The organism is Methylobacterium sp. Leaf85 (assembly GCF_001422125.1).
GTDB lineage: Bacteria > Pseudomonadota > Alphaproteobacteria > Rhizobiales > Beijerinckiaceae > Methylobacterium > Methylobacterium bullatum.
Genome location: NZ_LMME01000007.1, coordinates 78,856 through 100,942, shown reverse-complemented (window position 1 = coordinate 100,942; position 22,087 = coordinate 78,856). Strand labels below are relative to the sequence as shown.

Sequence of the window (22,087 nt, the reverse complement as noted above, 5' to 3'; positions counted from 1 at the left end):
AGGCCGTCCTTCGCGACATGCAAAAGGGTGTTCGCACCCTGGACCGCGGTGACCGCGCCGGCGTTGAGAAACGCCGAATGCGCGGTCCTTCTATATGAGCCGGGGACATCAGATCCCCATCAGACGTCGTCCGCCGGACAATACCGTCCGTGTGCGGAAACCCGTCTGAAACAAGGAAAGGTCACTCTCGTGATCCAGATGCAGACGAATCTGGACGTCGCCGACAATTCTGGTGCGCGTCGCGTGATGTGCATCAAGGTTCTCGGCGGGTCGAAGCGCAAGTATGCCGGTGTCGGCGATATCATCGTCGTCTCGGTGAAGGAGGCCATTCCCCGCGGCCGCGTAAAGAAGGGCGACGTCATGAAAGCCGTCGTCGTTCGCACCGCCAAGGAAGTGAAGCGCGCCGACGGATCCGTGATCCGGTTCGACAAGAACGCCGCTGTCCTGATCAACAATCAGAAAGAGCCGATCGGCACCCGTATCTTCGGACCCGTGCCGCGCGAGTTGCGCGCCCGGAACCACATGAAGATCATCTCGCTCGCTCCGGAGGTGCTGTGATGGCTGCCAAAGTCAAGAAGGGCGACAAGGTCGTCATTCTCACCGGACGCGACAAGGGTCGCTCCGGCGAGGTTATCCAGGTGATGCCGAAGGAAGACCGTGCGCTCGTGCGCGGGGTCAATCTGGTCAAGAAGCACCAGAAGCAGACGCAGAACCAGGAAGGCGGCATCATCTCCAAGGAAGCCGCGATTCATCTGTCCAACATCGCGATCGCCGACCCCAAGGACGGTCAGCCGACGCGCGTTGGTTTCCGCATTCTCGACGACGGCCGCAAGGTCCGGTTCGCCAAGCGCTCGGGGGATCTGATCGATGGCTGAGAAGAACAACGACGCGTACACCCCTCGTCTGCGCAAGCATTACGATGAGGTCGTCCGCCAGAAGCTGATCGAAGAGTTCGGCTACAAGAACCCCATGCAGGTTCCGGTCATCGAGAAGATCGTGATCAACATGGGCGTCGGCGAGTCCACCGCCGATTCCAAGAAGGCCACCGTCGCCGCCGGCGACCTTGCTCTGATCGCCGGCCAGAAGCCGGTCATCACCAAGGCCCGCAAGGCCATCGCGACCTTCAAGGTCCGCGAAGGCATGCCGATCGGCTGCAAGGTCACCCTGCGCAAGCACCGGATGTACGAGTTCATGGACCGCCTGATCACCATCGCGCTCCCGCGCGTTCGTGACTTCCGCGGTCTGAACCCCCGTTCGTTCGACGGCAACGGCAACTACGCGTTGGGCCTCAAGGAGCACCTGGTGTTCCCGGAGATTTCCTACGACAAGGCCGATGCCACCTGGGGCATGGACATCGTGATCCAGACGTCGGCTCGCACCGATGCCGAGGCACGCGCGCTCCTCTCGCAATTCCGATTCCCGTTCCGGCAGTAAGTGCTGAAAAGCGCTTAGACGCGGACACTGGAGAGAGACATGGCAAAGAAAAGCTCAGTCGAGAAGAACAACCACCGCAAGGAACTCGTGAAGCGGTTCGCCGCCAAGCGTAAGGCCCTCCTTGCCACGGCCAACAACGAAGGCCTCGAGATGGAGGAGCGCTTCGAGGCGCGCCTCAAGCTCGCGGAACTGCCCCGCAACTCGTCGGCGACCCGGGTCCGCAACCGTTGCGGCATCACGGGACGTCCCCGCGCTTTCTACCGCAAGATGGGCATCTCGCGCGTGGCGCTTCGGGAACTTGGCAATCGGGGTCTCATCCCCGGTCTGGTCAAGTCCAGCTGGTAAGGAGCAGACACCATGGTCAACGATCCCGTGGGTGATATGCTCACCCGCATCCGCAACGGTCAGATGCGCCGCCGCAACGTCGTTCAGACGCCCGGCTCGCGTCTCCGTGCGAGCGTTCTCGACGTCCTCAAGGCCGAGGGCTACATCCGCGATTACGCCACGACCGATTTCGGCAACGGCCGCACCGAGTTCTCGATCGAGCTCAAGTACTATGACGGCCAGCCCGTCATCCGCTCGATCCAGCGCGTCTCGAAGCCCGGCCGCCGTGTCTATTCGGCCGTGACCGAACTTCCCCGCGTCGCCGATGGCCTCGGCGTCACCATCGTGTCCACCCCGCAGGGCGTCATGGCCGACCACGAGGCGCGTGAGCGCAACGTCGGCGGCGAAGTGCTCTGCAAGGTGTTCTGATCTCGGACTTGGAGGAAAGGCAATGTCTCGCGTAGGCAAGAAGCCCGTTCCCGTCCCGTCCGGTGTGACGGCCACGGTGACCGGTCAGACGGTAACGATGAAGGGCTCCAAGGGTGAGCTCAAATATGTCGTCCCCAATGTGGTGGACGTGAAGTTCGAGGACGGCGCCGTCTCGGTGCTGCCCAAGAACCAGACCAAGGAGGCCCGCTCGCTGTGGGGCACCTCCCGGGCTCAGGTGGCGAACCTCGTCGAGGGCGTCTCCAAGGGGTTCGAGAAGAAGCTCGAGATCACCGGCGTCGGCTATCGTGCCGCCATGGCCGGCAAGGCCCTCAAGCTCTCCCTCGGCTACAGCCACGACATCGAGTACGAGATCCCGGTCGGGATCACGATCGCGGTGCCCAAGCCCACCGAGATCGTCATCTCCGGCATCGACCGGCAGGTGGTGGGACAGGTGGCAGCCGAGATTCGCGATTATCGCGGTCCCGAGCCCTACAAGGGCAAGGGCGTGCGGTACGCGGGTGAGTTCATCTTCCGCAAGGAAGGCAAGAAGAAGTAAGGGCCGGCCATCATGTCACGCAAAATCGATGCACTCGACCGCCGCAAGGCGCGTGTGCGCCGCGCGCTGCGGGCGGCGGCGAATGGACGGCCCCGGCTCTCGGTGTTCCGTTCCTCCAAGCAGATCTACGTTCAGGTCATCGACGACGCCGAGGGCAAGACCCTCGCCGCCGCCTCGACCCTCGACAAGGATCTCCGCTCGGGCCTGAAGACCGGTGCCGATACGGCAGCGGCCGCGGCAGTCGGCAAGCTCGTCGCCGAGCGCGCCAAGGCCGCCGGAGTCACCAAGGTGATCTTCGACCGTTCGGGCTACATCTATCACGGGCGCGTCAAGGCGCTCGCCGACGCCGCCCGTGAGGGTGGCCTCGAGTTCTAAGACCAGGCGGGGAGGGGCGGCACAGGCCGTCCCTCGGACAAGCTATCAAGCGAGCGGGCTCCGCCGCCCGCGTCAGTGAGACAGGATTCAAACATGGCACGTGAACGGGAAGGCGGTGGCCGCGGCCGCCGCGATGAGCGCGAGGAGCGCGACAGCGAATTCGTGGACAAGCTCGTCCACATCAACCGCGTCGCCAAGGTGGTGAAGGGTGGCCGTCGCTTCGGTTTCGCCGCCCTCGTCGTCGTTGGCGATCAGAAAGGTCGCGTCGGCTTCGGCCACGGCAAGGCACGTGAAGTGCCGGAAGCCATCCGCAAGGCCACGGAAGCCGCCAAGCGCGGTCTCGTCCGTGTCGCCCTGCGCGAGGGCCGCACCCTCCATCACGACGTCTACGGACGTCACGGCGCCGGCAAGGTCATCCTGCGCGCCGCTCCCCAGGGTACCGGCATCATCGCCGGCGGCCCGATGCGCGCCGTCTTCGAGACGCTGGGCATGCAGGACGTCGTGGCCAAGTCGCTCGGCTCGTCGAACCCCTACAACCTCGTCCGCGCCACCTTCGAGGCGCTGAAGAACGAGGACAGCCCGCGCGCCGTCGCGGCCCGTCGGGGTCTCAAGGTGTCGACGCTTCAGGCTCGCCGCCGCGATGCCGATCCGTCCGACCTGTCCGAAGCCGCAGTCGCTTAAGGGGAGGGTGCAATGGCAACGAAGACTCTCCGCGTCGAGCAGATCGGCTCGCCGATCCGCCGCGAGGGCGACCAGCGTGCGACGCTGATCGGCCTCAAGCTCAACAAGCTGCACCGGGTGGCCACGCTGGAGGATACTCCCTCCGTGCGCGGAATGATCCGCAAGGTGCACCACCTCGTGCGCGTCCTCGACGACGCGGCCTGAGGGAGGGCATCATGAAACTGAACGAAATCCACGATAACGACGGCGCGACCAAGAATCGGATGCGCGTCGGCCGGGGCATCGGCTCCGGCAAGGGCAAGACCGCTGGTCGCGGCGTCAAGGGTCAGAAGGCCCGTACCGGCGTCTCGATCAAGGGCTTCGAGGGCGGCCAGATGCCGCTTCACCGTCGCCTGCCCAAGCGCGGCTTCAACAATCTGTATTCCACGGACCTGAACGAGGTGAACCTCGGTCGCGTCCAGCAGGCTGTCGATGCCGGCCGTCTCGATGCTTCGGCGGTCGTCACGGTTGAGTCCCTCGTCACCGCCGGAATCATCGCCCGTCCCCGTGACGGCGTGAAGCTGCTCGGCGTCGGCGAATTGACCGCGAAGCTCTCCTTCGAGGTCACCCGCGCGTCGAAGTCGGCGGTCGAGGCTGTCGAGAAGATCGGCGGCACGGTCAACGTCGCTTACGGTGCCGGCATCTCCACCCGCGGCAAGCCTGCCGCGGAATAAGTCTTCCGACGCCGCTGTTGCGTAGCGTCGGGGCAGACTTTAAGTCGAAGCTCTGAGCGTCGGCCCGTGCGACCTGCGCGTGGCCGCCGTTTCAGTTTGTTCGGGGGTGCTTCAACCCCCAATCTGGATCTATCTCAGGAACGGGTGCCATGGCCTCAGCCGCCGAGCAGCTTGCCGCGAACCTCAATTTCGGGGCCATCGCCAAGGCCGACGAGCTCAAGAAGCGCATCTGGTTCACGCTGGGTGCGCTCGTGGTGTTCCGCCTCGGCACCTACATCCCGATTCCCGGCATCGACCCCGAGCAGTTCGCGCGGAACTTCCAGCAGCAGGCCGGCGGCGTCCTCGGGCTGTTCAACATGTTCTCCGGCGGTGCCGTCGAGCGCATGGCGATCTTCGCCCTCAACATCATGCCGTACATCTCGGCCTCCATCATCATTCAGCTTCTCACCTCGGTGATCCCGAGCCTGGAGACGCTGAAGAAGGAGGGGGAATCCGGTCGGAAGGTCATCAACCAGTATACCCGCTATCTCACGGTGGTGCTGGCGCTGGTCCAGAGCTGGGGCATCGCCTTCGGCCTCCAGAGTTCGAGCGCCGCGATCGATCCCGGCCCGTTCTTCATCCTGTCCACCGTCATCACGCTCACGGGCGGAACCCTGTTCCTGATGTGGATCGGCGAGCAGATCACGTCGCGCGGCATCGGCAACGGCTCCTCCCTCATCATCTTCGCCGGCATCGTCGCCCATCTGCCCACCGCCATCGTGGGTGCGCTCGAACTGAGCCGGACCGGTGCGCTGTCCGCCGCCGTGATCCTCGGCGTCGGCCTGGCGGCCATCGTCCTCGTTTACTTCATCGTGTTCATGGAGCGGGCCCAGCGCCGGCTTCTCATCAACTACCCCAAGCGCCAGGTCGGCAACCGCATGTACGAGGGCCAGACCTCGTTCCTGCCGCTGAAGCTGAACACCGCCGGCGTCATCCCGCCGATCTTCGCCTCGTCGCTGCTCCTGCTGCCCGCCACCGTGGCGAGCTTCTCGGCCAATAACGGCGGCACCGGGGTGCTGGCCACCATCACGACCTATCTCGGCCATGGCCGGCCGCTCTACATGGTTCTCTACGCGGCGCTGATCATCTTCTTCGCGTTCTTCTACACGGCGGTCGTCTTCAATCCGCAGGAGACGGCGGACAACCTGAAGAAGCAGGGCGGCTTCATTCCCGGCATCCGTCCGGGCGAGCGGACCGCCACCTTCATCGACAAGGTGCTGACGCGCATCACGCTGATCGGCGCCCTGTATTTGACTTTCGTCTGCCTTGTGCCGGAGATCCTGGCCTCCTACGCATCGGCGAGCCTCGGATTCGGCGGCACCTCGCTTCTCATCGTCGTCTCGGTGACGATGGATACGGTGGCCCAGGTGCATGGACATCTGATGGCCCACCAGTATGAGGGCCTCGTGAAGAAGGCGAAGCTGCGCGGCGCCACCCGGCGCCGCTGAGGCGCCCCAGACGACGCCGATCGACCAGGACGATGCCGGCAGGCATCGTCTTCTCCGTGCCCTGAACGCCAGAACCCCAACGCCCGACGCGGCTACCGGACGAGGACAACGACGCTATGCGGATCATTCTGCTCGGACCACCTGGAGCCGGTAAGGGAACCCAGTCGGCCCGGATCGTCGAGCGTTTCGGCATTCCGCAGCTTTCCACGGGTGACATGCTGCGCGCGGCCGTGGCCGCCGGTACCCCCGTCGGCCTCGAAGCGAAGTCGATCATGGAGAGCGGTGGACTGGTTCCGGATTCCGTCGTGGTCGGAATCGTGGCCGACCGGATCGAAGAGGCGGATGCCCGCCCCGGCTTTATCCTCGACGGGTTCCCCCGCACGGTGGAGCAGGCTGCGGCCCTGGACAGGATGCTGGCCGAGAAGAACCTGCAGCTGGATACGGTCGTCGAGTTCGCTGTGAACGAGGAGATCCTCGTCGGGCGCATCGCCAAGCGCGCCGCCGAGACCGCCGCACGCGGGGAACCCGTCCGCAAGGACGACACGCCCGAAGTGTTCAAGACGCGCCTTTCCGCCTTCCGCGCGCAGACGGCGCCGCTCTCGGCCTATTATGCGAGCCTCGGCATGCTTCGGACCGTCGACGGCATGAAGCCGGTGGACGAGGTGACGAGCGAGGTGATGGCTCTCCTCGAACCTCTGGCCAGCACCACCGCATCCTGAAATCGTCGGCTCGGTGGTCGTTGACAATATTGTCGGGTCGCGCTAGCAGGCCCCTATTCGTCCATGCGTGATGGGTCTGGAGTGCCTTCGTTCAAGAGGCGCTGCGGGCCGATTTGTCGTTATGGGCGGCGCGCAGGGGCCGGCCTCCACCGGACGCGCGTGACACAGCAGGGCCGGACCGCAGCGTCCGAGCGCCCAATGGAGTGAGACCTTGGCCCGTATCGCAGGCGTCAACATCCCGACCAACAAGCGCGTCGTCATCGCGCTCCAGTACATCCACGGCATCGGCGCGAAGAAGGCCGAAGAGATCACCGGCAAGGTGGGCATCCCCGCCGAGCGCCGCGTGAACCAGCTGACCGACGCCGAAGTGCTGTCGATCCGCGAGACGATCGACCGCGACTACATCGTCGAGGGCGATCTGCGCCGTGAAGTGTCGATGAACATCAAGCGTCTGATGGATCTCGGCTGCTACCGTGGCCTGCGTCACCGCCGCAATCTGCCCGTCCGTGGTCAGCGTACGCATACCAATGCGCGCACCCGCAAGGGCAAGTCGAAGCCGATCGCCGGCAAGAAGAAGTAATTTTATAAGATTGGGAGGCAGCTTTTCGCTCCGCCTCCCGTCTGTCGCGCCGGGTGGCCCGCTATCGGCAGCCCGTATGGCGGCTCGGTCATCCAGATCCGCGCCGCCGATACCGCAAAAATCCCGAGCGCCTGGAATGACGGGCGCGCCTGAAGGACGAGACGAGAGACAATGGCCAAGGAAGCAACCCGCATTCGCCGCCGCGAACGCAAGAACATCGTGTCGGGCGTCGCCCATGTGAACGCCTCGTTCAACAACACGATGATCACCATCACCGATGCGCAGGGCAACACCATCTCCTGGTCGTCCGCCGGCGCCATGGGCTTCAAGGGCTCGCGCAAGTCGACCCCTTACGCCGCCCAGGTCGCCGCCGAGGACGCGGCCCGCAAGGCTTCCGAGCACGGCATGCGGACCCTCGAGGTCGAGGTGTCCGGTCCCGGTTCGGGCCGTGAATCGGCGCTCCGCGCGCTGCAGGCGGCCGGCTTCACCGTGACCTCCATCCGCGACGTGACGTCGATCCCGCATAACGGCTGCCGTCCGCGCAAGCGTCGTCGCGTCTGATACCGGTTCGTCACTCGGCCCTTTGGTGTGAAAGCGGAGAAACGTGTGCCCGATGCCGTGAAGGCGCTCCCCGGCGTTCTACGCTGGAGCCTTGGCGATCTGACCGTCACCGTTCTGAATGACGGTTACCTTCAAGGCTCCCTCGATCTCGTCACCGGGATCGGGTCGGACGAGGCCGGTTCGCTTCAGGCGGCCGGCTTTCGTGCGCAGGCTCCTCGGATCACGCTCAACGCCTACCTGATCGAGGCGCCCGGCCGGAAGCCGATCCTCATCGATTCGGGCATGGGTCATTTCGGTGGCGACACGCTCGGTCACATTCCGGCAGCACTCGCTGCGACGGGGGTCAGCCCGAGCGATATCGAGACGGTGCTGCTCACGCATCTCCATCCCGATCATGCCGGTGGCTTGATCCATAAGGACGGTTCGGCCGCCTATCCCAATGCCGAACTCGTCCTGCATCAGGCCGAGACCGCTCACTGGCTGGCGGACGACGCGATCTCACGGGCTCCCGAGGGAGCCCGGCCGTATTTCGAGAACGCGCAGAAGGCGGTGGCCCCCTATGCCGGCCGCGTGCGGACGATGACCGATGGTGAGGTCCTTCCGGGCATCACGGCGGTTCCTTTACCGGGGCATACGCCGGGTCATACCGGCTTTCGGATCGTGTCGGGCTCGGCGTCCCTCTTGATGTGGGCGGATATCGTCCATCTGCCGGCGATCCAGTTCAAGCGACCGGAGGCCACGATGGTCTTCGACGTGGATCCGGATCGGGCGAGAGCCGTGCGCAAGCGGATGCTGGATGAGGTCTCGAGCGAGAGAACCTTCGTCACCGGCGGCCATCTGGAATTTCCGGCGCTCGGCTACGTGGCGCGGGAGGGCGGGGCCTACAGCTTCGTCCCGGAACTCTGGGTCGCGGCCCACTAACCGCCCGCCACTTCGCGGGCACATGATTTTCGAGACCGAGCCGTGCAAGGCGATGCGCGGGGAGGGCTCAAGGACCGACCACTGCAGTGGCTCGTGTCGGAAGTGCGAGAGGTAGGACCGTGGTCATACAGAAGAACTGGCAAGAGCTCATCAAGCCGAACAAGCTCCAGGTTTCGACCGGGCATGACCCCAAGCGGGTCGCCACCGTCGTCGCCGAGCCCCTCGAGCGCGGCTTCGGCACTACCCTCGGCAACTCCCTGCGCCGCGTTCTCCTGTCGTCGCTCCAGGGCGCGGCCGTGACCTCGGTCCAGATCGACGGCGTGCTGCACGAGTTCTCGTCGATCCCCGGCGTGCGTGAGGACGTCACCGACATCGTCCTCAACATCAAGACCATCGCGATCCGGTCGCAGACCGAAGCGCCCAAGCGCCTCACCCTGCGCAAGACCGGTCCGGGCACCGTCACCGCCGGCGACATCGCCGCCGTCGGCGATATCCAGATCCTCAATCCCGAACTCGTCATCTGCACCCTCGACGACGGCGCCGAAATCCGGATGGAGTTCACCGTCGCCACCGGCAAGGGCTACGTCCCGGCCGAGCGCAACCGCCCCGAGGACGCGCCGATCGGCCTGATCCCGGTGGACGCCCTGTTCTCGCCGGTCACCAAGGTGTCCTACCGCATCGAGACCACCCGCGAGGGCCAGGATCTCGACAAGGACAAGCTGACGATGACGATCGAGACCAACGGCGCCGTGTCGCCGGAGGACGCGCTGGCCTACGCCGCGCGCATCCTCCAGGACCAGCTCCAGGTGTTCGTGAACTTCGAGGAGCCCCGCAAGGAAGAGGCGCAGCCGCTCGCGCCGCAGCTCCCCTTCAATCCGGCCCTGCTCAAGAAGGTCGACGAGCTCGAACTGTCGGTCCGTTCGGCGAACTGCCTGAAGAACGACAACATCGTCTATATCGGCGACCTCATCCAGAAGTCGGAGGGCGAGATGCTGCGCACTCCGAATTTCGGCCGCAAGTCGCTCAACGAGATCAAGGAAGTCCTGGCCGCGATGGGTCTCCACCTCGGCATGGACATCCCCGGCTGGCCGCCGGAGAACATCGAAGATCTCGCCAAGCGCTTCGAAGAGCATTACTGAGGCGGAGGCGAAGCCGCCTCGGGCCGAACCTTACGGGCGCATCCCGGCGCCGTTTGTTTGGCCGACACGTCGGGGGTTCGCGCAAACGCGAACTCCCAAAGAATCCCGCCGCGGGGTCATGCGGAATGAACAGTCCCGATCATGGGGCGCTCGGCCGTACCGTGGCACGGCGGCCAGATAAGCAAGGAACAGCCAGATGCGTCATGGATTTCGCGGTCGTCGCTTCAACCGCACCACCGAACACCGCAAGGCGATGTTCGCCAACATGTCCGCCGCGCTGATCAAGCACGAGCAGATCATCACCACGCTGCCGAAGGCCAAGGATCTGCGTCCGGTCATCGAGAAGCTCATCACCCTGGGCAAGATCGACAGCCTGCACACGCGCCGCCTCGCCATGTCGCAGATCCGCGACGAGGCCATGGTCCGCAAGCTCTTCGCCGTCCTCGGCCCGCGCTACAACGCCCGTCCGGGTGGTTATTGCCGCATCATGAAGGCCGGTTTCCGCTACGGCGACAACGCGCCGCTCGCCGTGATCGAGTTCGTCGACCGCGACGTGGATGCCCGCGGCCTGGATTCGGGTCCGTCGCAGGTCTCCGACGCGGCGTAAGCCTCGGCTCCCCCTATCCGACGGCAGAAAGGCGGCCCCTGGGCCGCCTTTTTTCTTGCCCGCGTCACCCGGACCATCGGCTCGGTCCCCGCACGAAACCTCCTGAGCGGAGGCACGGGGGCTCACCCTGGGGAGACGAGCATCCCCGACACCAGAGCGGCGAGATCGGCCGATTCGAAGGGCTTGCGCAGAACCGGCAGGTCCTCGGGGATCGGGATCGCCTCGGCATGGCCGGTCACGATGAGGATCGGGACGGTCGACCAGCGCCGCCGCACGATCTCCGCGAGTTCGACGCCCGTCATTCCGGGCATGGCGAGGTCCGCCACGATGAGGTCGAAGGAGGAGCGCTCCAAGAGGGCCACCGCCGCCGCCCCGTCCGCTGCTTCGGTCTCGGTGTAGCCGAAGGTGTTGAGGAAGGAGGCGGTGACGTGCCGGACTTCGGCATCGTCGTCCACCACGAGGATACGCGCCGGGCTCACGGCGCGTGGCGCCGCCACTGCGGCGAGCGGTGGTCTCTCCTCGGCGAGGTCCGCGCGAGGGAGGAACACCTCGACCGTCGTGCCCTTCTCGACTTCGCTCGTAATGCGCAGCTTGCCCTGCGACTGCTGGGTGAGGCCGAACACCATGGCGAGGCCGAGGCCGGTGCCCTGGCCCACCGACTTGGTGGTGAAGAACGGCTCGCAGACCCGCGCCAGGATCTCGGGCGGGATGCCCATGCCCGAATCGGTGATCGTCACGGTGACGTAGTCTCCGGCCGTCAGGTCGGGATCGTCGGTCACCGTCACCGCGCCCGTGGCGATGGCGATCGATCCGCCGTCCGGCATGGCGTCACGCGCATTGATGCAGAGGTTGAGGATGGCGAGTTCCAGCTGGTCGGGATCGACCCGCGCCGCCGGATGGGCGGCGTCGAGGTCGGTGGTCACGCTGACGAGCCCGCCGAGGCTCCCGCCGAGCAGCACGTCCATCCCGGCGACGAGGGCATTCACGTCCACCGATCGGGGCCGCAGGTCGCGCGCCCGGCTGAAGCTGAGGAGGCGCTTCGTCAAAGACGCGCCGCGTTGCGCGGCCTGCGTCGCGTTGGTGACCAGGCGCTGGACCCGCGGCTGATCGACGATCTTGGGGCCGACGAGTTCGAGGCTGCCCAGGATCGCGGTGAGAAGGTTGTTGAAGTCGTGGGCGATTCCGCCCGCGAGGGTGCCCAGAGCCTGCATCTTGTCCGACTGGCGCAGGCGCGCCTCCAGGTTCTTCTGCTCGGTGACGTCCCGCTCGATGGTGGCGAGGTGGGTGATGGCGCCGGCGGCACCGCGAATCGGCACGCGAGTGACATGGCTCCAGCGCTCGGCGCCGACAGGTCCCTCGGCGGACACCGTCTCGGAGATGCTTCCGCTCGCGATCGCGGCGCGGTCGGCTTCGCGCGCGGCGCTCTCTCCGCTCGGCCTGCCTTCGATCTCCTCCCTGGTGCGTCCGAGGCACTCGGCGACGGTGTGGCCGAGTCGTCCGGCCTTGCGCGCGTTGAGGCGGACGAAGCGGCCCTCCTTGTCCTTGAACGCGATGGCGTCTTCCGCATTGTCGAGGAGCCCGAGGAGCAGAGCGCGCTCGGTGGCGAGCTCGCGGGCGAGGCTGTGGCGCTCGAAGGCCTGACGGACGGTGGAGCGCAGCAGGACGGGATCCCACGGCTTGGTGACGTAGCCGGTGATGCCACCCCGGTTGAGAGCGGCGACGACGGCGCTCATATCGGCATAGCCGGTGAGCAGGATCGTCTGCGCGTCGTGGAACGCCCGGGCCTCGGCCAGCATGACGTCGCCGGTCATGCCGGGCATCCGCTGATCGGAGAGGATGACGGCGATGTCCGGGCTCGCCCTGAGGATCTCGAGGGCCTCGGACGGCTTCGTCGTGGTGATGACCGTGTAATCGTCCTCGAACAGGTCTTCGAGGGCGATCAGGATGTCCGGCTCGTCATCGACGGCGAGGATCGTGCCTTTGACCATGTCTACGCTGCCTGCCGCGGAATGCCGATCACGAAACAGGCTCCCCCCCCTTCGGCCGTCTCCACGCTGAGCGAGCCGCTATGCGCCTGTACCACGCTGTATGCAATCGCCAGCCCGAGACCCGTTCCCGCGCCCACGGGCTTCGTGGTGAAGAAGGGCTCGAATATCTTTTCCCGCAGGGTCTCGGGAATGCCGGGTCCGGTATCGCTGATACGGATCACGTCCGTCTCGGGCAATTCCTGGGTGACGATGGAGATGGTGCCGGATTCCGGCATGGCATCGGCGGCATTGCCGAGGATGTTCATGACGACCTGATTGAGAAGGGCGGGGGTGCAGTGGATCTCGGGCCGGCCCGAGAAGTCGCGTTCGACGGTGATCCGCGTCCCGAGCTTGTGCTGGATCAGGGCGAGCACCGTCTCGATCGATTCGGGAACGTTGACGAGGGTGCGCTCGCCTTCGTCGAGGCGCGAGAACTTGCGCAGGTTCAGCACGAGATCCTGGATGCGCGTGAGGCCCATCCGCATGGAGCCCACGCGGTCGCGGCATTTGGCGAGCGACCGGTACGAGGCGAGTTCAGCCTCGGATTCCGCGATCTCGCCGAGCAGGCGCTCGACCGTGCCCTGATGCGCCAGGATGAAGGCGAGGGGATTGTTGATCTCATGGGCGATGCCGGCGACGAGTTCGCCGAGGGACGCCATCTTGGCGGCCTGGACCAGCTTGGCCTGGGCATCCGTGAGCTTGCGGTTGGCGGTGGCGAGATCCCGGTTGGCCTGTTCGAGGGCACCGGCCAGGGCGGCACGCGCCTCGGCCGCCTCGGCCTCGGCCCGCGCGCGTTCGAGCGCTCGCTCGCGGGCACCGAACTCGCCGGCGATGCGGCGGTCGTCTTCTTCCAGCAGCTTGCGCCGGACGAGGCCCCTGACGCGGATGACGAGGACTTCGCCGTCGGCCTTCGAGACCACGTCGTCGGCCCCGGCCGCATAGGCTTCCACCAGGAAATCCTTGGCCGGGGCGCTGCCGGCGATGCCGACGAGGTGGAAGGTCGGCGCTCCCGCCTCCCGTGCCTCGATTCCCGCCGCGCGGCGCCGGTCGATGGCCCTGCACAACGCGAGGCCGTCATAGGCGGGGCCGAGGAGGTCGATGGTCACGCAATCGAAGGCGGCATCGGCCTCGTCGAGGGCGGCGAGGGCGGCGCCGTGGGTGGCGGCGGTACGGACCTCGTGGCCCTCATGGGCAAGAAGGCCGGCAAGGAAGGTCCGATAGGTAGCGCTGCCGTCGACCACGAGGACGCGGCCGCGCCGAAACGCCGAGACGCCCGGACCGTCGCCGGAGGCAGCGCCCCCCTGGCGCTCACGCAGGAGGGCGCGGATGCGCAGGATCAGGATATCCCGGTCGGCGGACTTCGCCACATAGGCGTCGGCGCCGCTCTCCAGCCCCTGGCGTTCGCCGTCGCGGGCGCCGGTGAGCATCAGCAGCGGCAAGGCGCGGGTGCGCAGGGACAGGCGAAGCTGGCGGGTGAACTCGTCGCCGTTCATTCCCGGCAGATGGTGATCGGCCACGACGAGGTCGGGCAGGCGGGTGTTGAGATGGTCGAGGGCCATCTCCGCCGTTGGGCAGCGTTCCACCGAGAAACCGTGGCTCTCCAGGAGCAGGCGCAGTTCCAGCGCCTGCGTCTCGGAATCCTCGACGAGCAGGATCCGAGGCCGGGGGAGGGTGCCGTCGGGACTGCCGATCCCGCTCATGCGAAGGGGTCCTTCGCCGCGAGGCCGGGCAGGGCGAGGCGGACGAGATGGGGAGCGACCTGGTCGAGAGGGAGGATCGCGGAGGCTCCCGAGAGGCGAATCGCTGCCGCCGGCATGCCGAACACGACGGCGGTACTCTCGTGTTCGGCCACGGTCTGGGCACCGGTCTGGCGCATGGCGAGGAGGCCCGTGGCGCCATCCTCGCCCATGCCGGTGAGAAGGACGCCGATGCCGCGCGCCCCGGCATGGCGGGCCACCGAGGAAAACAGGACGGTGGCGGCCGGGCGCTGGCCGCCGACGGGCGCAGCATCGAGGAGGCGCAGGTGCCCGCCGGGCGCCCATTCGAGGTGCCGGTCGCCCGGCGCCACATAGACATGTCCGGCCTCGGCCCGCTCGCCATCGGCGGCGAGCCTGACCGGGAGGGCGACGACTCCGTTCAGCCAGGAGGCGAATCCCTCCATGAAGGCCGGCCCCATATGCTGGACCACGAGGACGGGAAGCGGGAACCCGTCGGGCAACCCGCCGATGACGCGGGCGAGGGCAGGCGGGCCGCCGGTGGAGGCGGCGATCGCCAGGACGCTGGCGGCGTTCGAGGCGGCCGGGGGCGCGGCGAGGTCGGACGGCGACAGGGGCGCGCCCCGGCGCCCGGCCCATTCCGACCCGATCGGCCGACGCCGGATCACCGGCACCTCGGCCATGATGCGCAGCTGCGTGCAGATTTCTGAAGAGACGGCATCGTAGCCGGCATGCGTCGTCGCCACCGGCTTTTCCACCACGGAGAGCGCGCCGGCGCGTAGCGCGTTCATGGAGATGCGCAGGGAGGAATCCTCCACCGAATCCGCGATGACGACGATGGGCGTCGGCTGCTCGGCCATGATCCGGCGCGTGGTCTCCAGCCCGTCGATGCCGGGGAGACGGATATCCATCGAGATGACGTCGGGACGGGTATTGGGGAGCACCGCGAGGGCTTCCTCGCCGGACGCGACGGCGGCCACCACTTCGAGGCGCGGGTCGCGGCCGACGATATGGCGCAGGAGCTCACGGACCACGAGGGAATCCTCCACCAGCATCACGCGCACGGGGGGGCCCCGCCTCGCCGCCGGAGGGGTCTCGATCGGTGTCTGCTCGGCGTCACTCACAACAATTGCCCGATCGTATCGAGAAGCTGGCGCTGGTCGAACGTCTGTTTCGTCAGATAGGCGTCGGCGCCGAGAGAGAGCCCCCGTGCGACATCGTCGGCATCCCCCCGTGAGGTCATCAGGATCAGGGGAAGGCGGGCGAAGGCCTCGTCCGCCCGCAGGGCCTTCAGCAGCCCGAACCCGTCGAGGCGCGGCATCTCCACGTCGGCCACGACCAGATCCACCCGTTCGATGCCGGCGCGCAGGCGGTCGAGGGCGTCCTGCCCGTCGACGCAGACGACGACGCGGTAGCCCGCCGATTCCAAGATGCCCTTCTCCAAGGTTCGCGTGGTGATGGAATCGTCGACCACCAGGATCGTCGAACGTCGCGGGAGCGCGGCTGTTCCGGAGGGTTCGTCGATGGGCTCCGGCGCCGCGTGGCTCGTCTCGCCCGCCCGGGCGGCCAGACCGTCGGGATCGAGGACGAGGACCGGCGTATCGCCCCCCAGGACGACGGTGCCCGAGATCAGGCGCGGATCGGCGCCGATGGGCGGTGCCGGCAGGACGAGAAGGTTGCGGACATCGCGCAGGGCATCGATCCGCATCGCCCAGGACCGGCCGCCCGCGCGCATCAGCACCGCCGTCACCGGGCGGCCCTCGCTCGGGCGGTTGTCCTCGCTCGCCACCCCGATGAGGCCCGCCAGATCCACCAGGGGCAGGGACAGATCCTCGCCGCCCTCCCTCGGCAGACGGACCATGGTCCGGCCCATCACAGAGGAGAGGCTCGACCGGTCGAGGCGCAGGAGGCGCTCCACGCTGGCGCTCGGCAGGGCGAAGATCGCGGCGCCGACATCCACCAGCAGCAGGGTCCGCCGCGCCGCCGACAGCGGGAGATGCATGATCAGCGACGTCCCGGCCGGGACACGCGGTTCGAGCCGGACACTGCCGCCGAGACGCCGGACCGTGTCGGCGACGACGGACAGGCCGATGCCCCGCCCGGACAGGGTGTCGATGGCGGAGGCGGTGGAGAAGCCGGGTTCGAACACCAGGGCGAGGAAGGAATCGGGATCGCCGTCGACGCCACCGATCAGGCCGCGCGCCCGCGCCGTCGCCTCGATGGCGCGCAGGTCAGGCCCGCGCCCGTCGTCATGGATGCCGATGACCAAGCGGCCGCCGCGCACGGCGACGTCGAGGGTGATCGAGAGTTCGGGCGGCTTGCCCCGGCGTTCACGCTGCTCGGGCGGCTCCGCGCCATGGCTCAGGGCATTGCGCAGGGCGTGGAGGACCGGGTCCTTCAGCGATTGAAGCATGGCGCGGTCGACGGGGAGGTCGAGACCGCGCGTCACGACGTCGATCTCCCGGCCGGCCTCGCGCGCCATGTCGCGCAGCGCCCGGGGAAACGCGCCGAACACGGTCTCCGCCGGCACGAGGGCCAGTCGCTCGGCCTCCCGTCCGATCCGGGCGGCGGCGGCGTCCGCCGCGGCGATGGCGCCGGTGCGGATACGGCCGAGCAGCGCGGCATCGCGGGCGAGGGCGAGGAGCGCCGTCTCGAAACCGCGCAACTCCGCCCTGATGGCGTCGAGGCCGGACGCGTCCGCTCCGGGCTCGGATCGGCCCTTGCCGCTACGGGCTTCGCCGCCGCGAAGGGTTTCGGCCCGGCGGCCGAGGGCGGCGGCGTCCCGCTGGAGCTTCGCCAGCCCCTCCGCCACAACGGATTCCGCGCCGAGCGCACTGGTCAGCTCATGCGAGGCCCGCGTCATCGCCTCCACCGCGTCGGCGGGCACGCGCAGGAGCGCGCCCGCATCGGCGGTGGGTTCGGCCGGGATCGGTGGAGGCTTCTGCGGCGGCGATGGCGCCGGGATACCGACCGCAGGCGAATCCGGCCGGGCCGGCGGCGGCTCGGCGGGAACCGGGGACGGGCCGGCGAGGCAGCGATCGAGGGACGCGAGCGCATCGGCCGGCATGGCCGGGTCCGCTTCGCCCTTGAGGGCCGCGACATAGGCCTCGATCCGGTCCAGGGCGAGGTGGACGGCCCCCGTCGCCTCACGGTCGAGGGCGGCGTCGCCGGCGACGATCCGCTCGAACAGGGTCTCGAGCCGATGGGCCACGGCCTCGACCTTCGGCAGGTCCACCGCCCGCGAGGCGCCCTTCAGGCTGTGCGCCCGGCGGAAGACGTCGTTCCAGTCGGGAGGGACGTTCCCGACCGCACCGGCCAAGGAAACGTGGGTCAAGGAGACATGGGCCAAGGATACATGGGCCAAGGCGGCGCGGATCGCATCGATATGCTCGCGATGTTCGACCTCGAAGGCCGCGAGGAGCTGCTGGCGGATATCCATCGGTCGGTTGCGCCCGGCCTCTCCCGTCAGTGCCGGTATCGGTCGGCGAGGGTCAGGAGCGCCTGGGCGAGTTCGGTGAGATTGGCGGAGGCCGCCTCGACCTCGCGGGTCCCGGCGGCGGTCTGCTGGCTCGCCTGCCGGATGTTCTGGAGGGCGCCCATCACCTGCTCGATGCCGAGCTGCTGCTGGTTGGTGGAGGCGACGATCTGCTGGAAGGTCTGGACGCTCTCCTCGACCTTGGCGGTGATCTCCTCGATGGTCCGCTGGGTCGTGTCCGAGCGGGCCTTGCCGGTCATGGTGCGCTTGACCGCCTCCTCGGTGAGCATGACCGAGGTGTTGATGCCCCGCTGGATCTCCGAGAGGATGGTGCGCACCTGCGCGGTGGCCGCCTTGGCCTGATCGGCGAGCAGCTTCATCTCCGAGGCGACGACGGCGAAGCTCCGGCCGCTCTCGCCCGCCGCCGCCGCCTCGATCGCCGCGTTGAGCGCCAGCAGGTGGGTGCGCTCCGAGATGTCGTTGACGGTGGTGATGATCTCGCCGATCGCCTGGGTCTTCTCGCTCAGCGAGACGATGTTGCCGGCCACCGCCTCCGCCTGCTCGCGGATGGCGTCCATGGCCTTGGCCGTATCGGCCACCGCCCGCAGGCCGGCCCGCGAGATCTGCGCGGTGGATTGGGCGGTGGCGATCACCTCGCTCGCCCGCTTGCCGATCTGGGCGCCGGAATGGGTGATCTCGTCGACCGTGGCGGCGGTCTCCTGCACGGCCGCGAACTGCTCCTCGACGCTGGCCGCCTGTTCCTGGGCGGAAGCGCGGATCTCGGCGGCGGCGGCATTGAGGTCGGAGGTGGCCGCCCGGTTGGTGCGGGCGAGGTCGGCGAGGCCGGAGACCATGGTGTTCAGGGTCGATGCCAGGCGGCCGATCTCGTCGGAGCCGGTGCGCCCGAGCGTCCGCGTCAGGTCGCCTGACCCCACATGCTCGGCGAAGGCCATGACCTCTTCGAGGGGCTTGACCACGCCCCGGCGGATGAGGCCCGTGACCACGATGCTCAGGACGACGCAGAGCGCGAGGATGAGGCCGATGGAGACGAGGCTGCGCTCGTAGATGTCGCTGGAGCGGCGCTGGCCCGCATCGATTCCCTGGTCGAGCAGGTCGCGGGTGCGGTCGAGATCGCGCAGGAACTCGTCCTGGATGCGGTTGAGATCGTCGTTGCGGGCTTCCACCCCCTCGACGTCCTTGGCCAGGATGGCGGCGAGCTGCACCTCGCTGGCGGTGCGCAGCTTCCGGAAATCCGCCGCGGCGGCGCTGGCGGCCTCGCCGAGCCGCTTCCAGATCGCCGAGCGCTCGGGAGAGGGGGCCGTGGCGCCATAGCCGTCGGCGGTGCGGACGGTGTCGACGAGGATCGCCTCCGCCTCGGACGCCACGCGGCGCCAGGTATCGACGTTCGCGGCGATCTCGCCATCGGGGCGGTTGCGCATCAAAGCCGCGATGACGCCGTTGCGGCGAAGGCTGCCGAGGTCGCGCGACTTGTTGCCGAGATCGTCGAGCTTGCGCGCGATGGTGAGGTCGCGCGTGACGATCGTCGCGGTATTGTCGCGGACGGCTCCGATCTGGCCCAGCGCGTAGACGCCGAGCCCCACCATCACCAGGGTGATGGCGACGAAGCCGATGAGGATCCGTTTTCCGATCGAGATCGACACGCTGGGCGACGCTCCGAAACCGCTCGACGGGAAAGGCTCCGGGGGAGCCTTGCCGTCAGCCTTGAGGCAGGTATCGCCGCAGGAGACGCGGCAGATCGATGACGACGAAGCCGGCCTCTCCGCCCTGATGGGCGGCCTCCGGGCCGGGAGCCGGTGCATAGCCCGAAACCGCATCCGCACCAAAGCCGCCCGTGAGAACCGGTTCGGTCGTGAGCGCGCCGTCCACGACCGCGACGGCGAGAACCCGGTCGACGGCGAGGGCCACGGGGGCGATGCCGCCGCGCAGGACGAGGATGTGGCCCGTCGCCGTCGAGGACTCGGCCCGCGAAGAATCCGCCCGCGAGGGAAGCGGACGCGAGAGGGCGCCCGCGAGGCTGAGCACGCTGACGACGCGGCCGGAGAGGGCGATCAGGCCGAGGAGTTCCGGGGGCGCCCCCGGAACGGGCGTGTAGGTCCGCGCCGGCACCACCTGGACGACGGAGTCCAGGGGCAGGCCGTAGCGGTCGTCCCCGGCGGCGCAGACCAGGAAAGGGCGGGTCGCCGCCCGATGGGCGATGTCGACGCCCCGGCGGGCGAGCGCGGCCGTGCGCTCGTCGAGCAGCCTCCGGATGCGCGGATCGTCTGAAGTGTCCCCTGCGGCCGGTGCGATCACGATACGGATGTCCTCATGCGCAGGCGGGCGTCCTCCACGCTTTCGACCAATCGTCCGGCACTCAGCCCGTCGCCTTCGCGGAGCAGGGTGTCGGGCGGCTGGTCGCGGCCGAAGCGGACGGCGTTGTCGAACGCCCGGCGGGCCTCGGCCTCGCGTCCCTGGGCGCCGAGCAGCAGGCCGAGCTGGTAATGCGCCATCACGAAGGTGCGGTCGAGATAGAGCGCCCCGCGCAGGGCCCGCTCGGCCTCCGCCTCTCGGCCGAGGTCGTAGGCGAGAAGACCGTCGTAATAGTGCAGCCGCGCATCTGTGGGGGTGGTCAGGAGGGCCGCCTGAACCCTGCGCCACCCTTCCGCGATCTGCCCGGAATCGGCGAGCCCCCGGATCGCGTCCAGCACCGCCTCGACATCCTCCGGCCCGGCCCCGTCGATCGAGGGCAAGAGCGGGGGCGGGGGCGCGTCCGCGATGGGAGCGGGCATCGGGGCGAAGGCGGGAGGCGGGTCGGCCTCGGGCGCCGGAGGTTCGGGAACCGGTCTCGGGAAGGCGGCCGCCACGGTCTCGGGTGGCGGCGGCGGCTCGATCGGGAGCGCGGTCGTCGGCAGGCGGTAGGCCACCGTACCGGGGAGGTTCACCGGCTGCAGGGTGGCCGCGAAGGCCGGGTTCGGTTCGGCATGGCCGATCAGGAGCCAGCCGTCCGGAACGAGGCGATGGCCGAGGCCGCGCACGATGCCGACCACGGCATCGGCCTGGAAATAGATCAGCACGTTGCGGCAGAGAATGAGGTCGAAGCCGGCGAAATGCGACGGCGCCTTACCGTCGAGCAGACTCATCAGGTTCTGGTGCTCGAACCGCACCATCCGCCGGAATTCCGGCCGCAGGGTGAAACTGCCCTCGCGGGCGATCCCCGGCAGCGAGGGGCCGAGGACGAAGTAGCGCGCGTGTTCCTCGGGCGGCAGGGTGCGCAGGGCCCAGCGCCCGAACACCGCCGCGCGGGCCGTCCCGAGAGCCTCGTGGCTGATGTCGGTGCCGGTGATGGCGATCCGCCAGCGGGGCAGGTCGTCGCCGAGGAGCTCGTGGAGCAGGATCGCGATGGAGTAGGGCTCCGCCCCCGTCGAGCATCCGGCGCTCCAGATCCGCAGGGACTTCGTCTCCGCGCGCGCCGCGATCAGGCCGGGCAGGATCGTCCCGCGCAGGGCCGCGAACTGCTCGGCGTAGCGGAAGAAGAAGGTCTCGCCGATGGTGATCTCGGCCTCGAGGGCGGCCCATTCCGCAGGACCGGTGGCCTCGGCGTCGAGATGGGCGAGATAGGCGGCGGAATCGGCGAGCCGGCACGCCTTGAAGCGCTTGCGCAGACGGTCGAAGAGCAGGTCGTCCTTGTCGGCGTAATAATGGTGCCCGGTCCGGGCGATCACCTTCGCCTTGAGGGCGGCGAAGGTCGGATCGCGTTCGGGGCCAGCCTTGGCCGGACGGATCATCGGGCGGCCGATCCGCTCATGGACGATCCGTTCATGGTGAAGTCGCGGCGTCGAGCCCGGACAGCCGCTCCGCCGCCGCGCGGGTGAGGGCATCGAGGCGGACGCGCTCCTCCCGCGTGAGGAGGCGGGCTAAGCTCAGCACGTCGACGCGGCCGTGCCCCCGCTCGAACCCGGCGATCACGCAGCCGTTGAGGCTGCGCGTCTCGTCCGCCGGCTGGATCTCGGAATCGGGAACGACGAGGAGGGCCTCGGCGCGGTCGACGAGGAAAGCGGTGGAACGGGCCGCATCGAGGACGAGATGGCGGTCCACGTCATCGGGATCGGCCGCCGCCTCGCTCAGCCCGAGGAGGCGCGCGAGGTCGATCACCGGAACCGCGGCACCGCCGAGGTTGAGGAAGCCCGCGAGCATGCCCGCCGTGGCGGATTGCCGGTGCAGCCGGGGCAACGGCAGCACCTCGCTCACGCAGGTCCGGGCCAGGGCGCAGGCGGTGCCAGCCACGTCGAGGATCAGGAAGGCCGTCGTCGCGGTCGGGGGCATCGGTCCCGGAAGGCATGATGG

Annotated in this window: 25 protein-coding genes; 17 read left to right on the top strand and 8 right to left on the bottom strand. The window is 68.2% G+C overall.

From position 1 onward, the window contains the following. Nucleotides 1–189: 189 nt before the first annotated feature. The 17 genes from rplN (at nucleotide 190) to rplQ (ending at nucleotide 10,526) form a co-directional block, all read left to right on the top strand. On the top strand, nucleotides 190–558 hold the full coding sequence (rplN, locus tag ASF08_RS07040) for a 50S ribosomal protein L14 (RefSeq protein ID WP_018044219.1): 369 nt from the start codon (nucleotides 190–192) through the stop codon (nucleotides 556–558). Further along, nucleotides 558–875 carry a 50S ribosomal protein L24 gene (gene rplX, locus ASF08_RS07035; RefSeq protein WP_018044218.1) on the top strand — a complete coding sequence of 106 codons (318 nt, stop codon included), beginning with the start codon at nucleotides 558–560 and terminating at the stop codon, nucleotides 873–875. Before rplN ends, rplX begins: the two co-directional genes overlap by 1 nt. Beyond that, nucleotides 868–1,434 carry a 50S ribosomal protein L5 gene (gene rplE, locus ASF08_RS07030; protein ID WP_018044217.1) on the top strand — a complete coding sequence of 189 codons (567 nt, stop codon included), beginning with the start codon at nucleotides 868–870 and terminating at the stop codon, nucleotides 1,432–1,434. Before rplX ends, rplE begins: the two co-directional genes overlap by 8 nt. Before the next feature lie 39 nt (nucleotides 1,435–1,473). Beyond that, complete coding sequence (rpsN, locus tag ASF08_RS07025; protein ID WP_018044216.1) at nucleotides 1,474–1,779, top strand: 30S ribosomal protein S14; 306 nt, start codon at nucleotides 1,474–1,476, stop codon at nucleotides 1,777–1,779. A 12-nt stretch (nucleotides 1,780–1,791) separates the two neighbouring features. Beyond that, complete coding sequence (gene rpsH, locus ASF08_RS07020) at nucleotides 1,792–2,187, top strand: 30S ribosomal protein S8 (RefSeq protein ID WP_018044215.1); 396 nt, start codon at nucleotides 1,792–1,794, stop codon at nucleotides 2,185–2,187. A gap of 22 nt (nucleotides 2,188–2,209) precedes the next feature. Next, the gene (rplF, locus tag ASF08_RS07015; protein WP_018044214.1) at nucleotides 2,210–2,743 is read left to right on the top strand and encodes a 50S ribosomal protein L6; all 534 of its coding nucleotides are present in this window, start codon (nucleotides 2,210–2,212) and stop codon (nucleotides 2,741–2,743) included. A gap of 12 nt (nucleotides 2,744–2,755) precedes the next feature. Beyond that, a complete protein-coding gene (gene rplR, locus ASF08_RS07010) occupies nucleotides 2,756–3,118 on the top strand; it encodes a 50S ribosomal protein L18 (protein WP_018044213.1) in 363 nt (120 codons plus the stop codon). A gap of 93 nt (nucleotides 3,119–3,211) precedes the next feature. Next, the gene (rpsE, locus tag ASF08_RS07005) at nucleotides 3,212–3,799 is read left to right on the top strand and encodes a 30S ribosomal protein S5 (RefSeq protein ID WP_018044212.1); all 588 of its coding nucleotides are present in this window, start codon (nucleotides 3,212–3,214) and stop codon (nucleotides 3,797–3,799) included. Nucleotides 3,800–3,811: 12 nt separating this feature from the next. After that, entirely contained in the window at nucleotides 3,812–4,003 is a 192-nt protein-coding gene (rpmD, locus tag ASF08_RS07000) for a 50S ribosomal protein L30 (RefSeq protein ID WP_018044211.1), read from the top strand. Nucleotides 4,004–4,014: 11 nt separating this feature from the next. Then, entirely contained in the window at nucleotides 4,015–4,512 is a 498-nt protein-coding gene (rplO, locus tag ASF08_RS06995) for a 50S ribosomal protein L15 (RefSeq protein ID WP_018044210.1), read from the top strand. Nucleotides 4,513–4,661: 149 nt separating this feature from the next. After that, nucleotides 4,662–5,999, top strand: a complete 1,338-nt coding sequence (secY, locus tag ASF08_RS06990) for a preprotein translocase subunit SecY (RefSeq protein ID WP_018044209.1) — start codon at nucleotides 4,662–4,664, stop codon at nucleotides 5,997–5,999. 116 nt (nucleotides 6,000–6,115) lie between these two features. Beyond that, entirely contained in the window at nucleotides 6,116–6,718 is a 603-nt protein-coding gene (locus ASF08_RS06985; protein ID WP_056143074.1) for an adenylate kinase, read from the top strand. Between the two features lie 211 nt (nucleotides 6,719–6,929). Beyond that, on the top strand, nucleotides 6,930–7,298 hold the full coding sequence (gene rpsM / locus ASF08_RS06980; RefSeq protein WP_018044207.1) for a 30S ribosomal protein S13: 369 nt from the start codon (nucleotides 6,930–6,932) through the stop codon (nucleotides 7,296–7,298). A 171-nt stretch (nucleotides 7,299–7,469) separates the two neighbouring features. Continuing rightward, complete coding sequence (gene rpsK / locus ASF08_RS06975) at nucleotides 7,470–7,859, top strand: 30S ribosomal protein S11 (RefSeq protein ID WP_018044206.1); 390 nt, start codon at nucleotides 7,470–7,472, stop codon at nucleotides 7,857–7,859. Between the two features lie 45 nt (nucleotides 7,860–7,904). Beyond that, nucleotides 7,905–8,780 carry an MBL fold metallo-hydrolase gene (locus tag ASF08_RS06970; RefSeq protein WP_056143071.1) on the top strand — a complete coding sequence of 292 codons (876 nt, stop codon included), beginning with the start codon at nucleotides 7,905–7,907 and terminating at the stop codon, nucleotides 8,778–8,780. A gap of 119 nt (nucleotides 8,781–8,899) precedes the next feature. Continuing rightward, complete coding sequence (locus ASF08_RS06965; RefSeq protein WP_018044204.1) at nucleotides 8,900–9,919, top strand: DNA-directed RNA polymerase subunit alpha; 1,020 nt, start codon at nucleotides 8,900–8,902, stop codon at nucleotides 9,917–9,919. A 196-nt stretch (nucleotides 9,920–10,115) separates the two neighbouring features. Continuing rightward, nucleotides 10,116–10,526 carry a 50S ribosomal protein L17 gene (rplQ, locus tag ASF08_RS06960; protein WP_018044203.1) on the top strand — a complete coding sequence of 137 codons (411 nt, stop codon included), beginning with the start codon at nucleotides 10,116–10,118 and terminating at the stop codon, nucleotides 10,524–10,526. A gap of 122 nt (nucleotides 10,527–10,648) precedes the next feature. On the opposite strand, the gene ASF08_RS06955 is transcribed toward rplQ, so the two are convergent. The 8 genes from ASF08_RS06955 to ASF08_RS06920 all read right to left on the bottom strand — a co-directional run bounded on the left by ASF08_RS06955 (nucleotide 10,649) and on the right by ASF08_RS06920 (nucleotide 22,066). Continuing rightward, entirely contained in the window at nucleotides 10,649–12,514 is a 1,866-nt protein-coding gene (locus tag ASF08_RS06955) for a response regulator (protein WP_056143068.1), read from the bottom strand. Nucleotides 12,515–12,516: 2 nt separating this feature from the next. Then, complete coding sequence (locus ASF08_RS06950; RefSeq protein ID WP_056143063.1) at nucleotides 12,517–14,253, bottom strand: response regulator; 1,737 nt, start codon at nucleotides 14,251–14,253, stop codon at nucleotides 12,517–12,519. Next, nucleotides 14,250–15,323, bottom strand: coding sequence for a chemotaxis-specific protein-glutamate methyltransferase CheB (gene cheB / locus ASF08_RS06945; RefSeq protein ID WP_056143111.1), 1,074 nt, complete (start codon nucleotides 15,321–15,323; stop codon nucleotides 14,250–14,252). Before cheB ends, ASF08_RS06950 begins: the two co-directional genes overlap by 4 nt. 65 nt (nucleotides 15,324–15,388) lie before the next feature. After that, the gene (locus ASF08_RS06940) at nucleotides 15,389–17,707 is read right to left on the bottom strand and encodes a hybrid sensor histidine kinase/response regulator (RefSeq protein WP_056143059.1); all 2,319 of its coding nucleotides are present in this window, start codon (nucleotides 17,705–17,707) and stop codon (nucleotides 15,389–15,391) included. 26 nt (nucleotides 17,708–17,733) lie between these two features. Then, nucleotides 17,734–19,404 (bottom strand): methyl-accepting chemotaxis protein, encoded by a 1,671-nt coding sequence (locus ASF08_RS06935; protein ID WP_056143056.1) that lies wholly within the window; start codon nucleotides 19,402–19,404, stop codon nucleotides 17,734–17,736. 55 nt (nucleotides 19,405–19,459) lie between these two features. Beyond that, on the bottom strand, nucleotides 19,460–20,056 hold the full coding sequence (locus ASF08_RS06930) for a chemotaxis protein CheW (RefSeq protein ID WP_056143054.1): 597 nt from the start codon (nucleotides 20,054–20,056) through the stop codon (nucleotides 19,460–19,462). Beyond that, entirely contained in the window at nucleotides 20,053–21,528 is a 1,476-nt protein-coding gene (locus ASF08_RS06925; protein ID WP_056143051.1) for a CheR family methyltransferase, read from the bottom strand. Before ASF08_RS06925 ends, ASF08_RS06930 begins: the two co-directional genes overlap by 4 nt. A gap of 31 nt (nucleotides 21,529–21,559) precedes the next feature. Next, nucleotides 21,560–22,066, bottom strand: coding sequence for a chemotaxis protein CheW (locus tag ASF08_RS06920; RefSeq protein ID WP_056143047.1), 507 nt, complete (start codon nucleotides 22,064–22,066; stop codon nucleotides 21,560–21,562). Nucleotides 22,067–22,087: the final 21 nt, after the last annotated feature.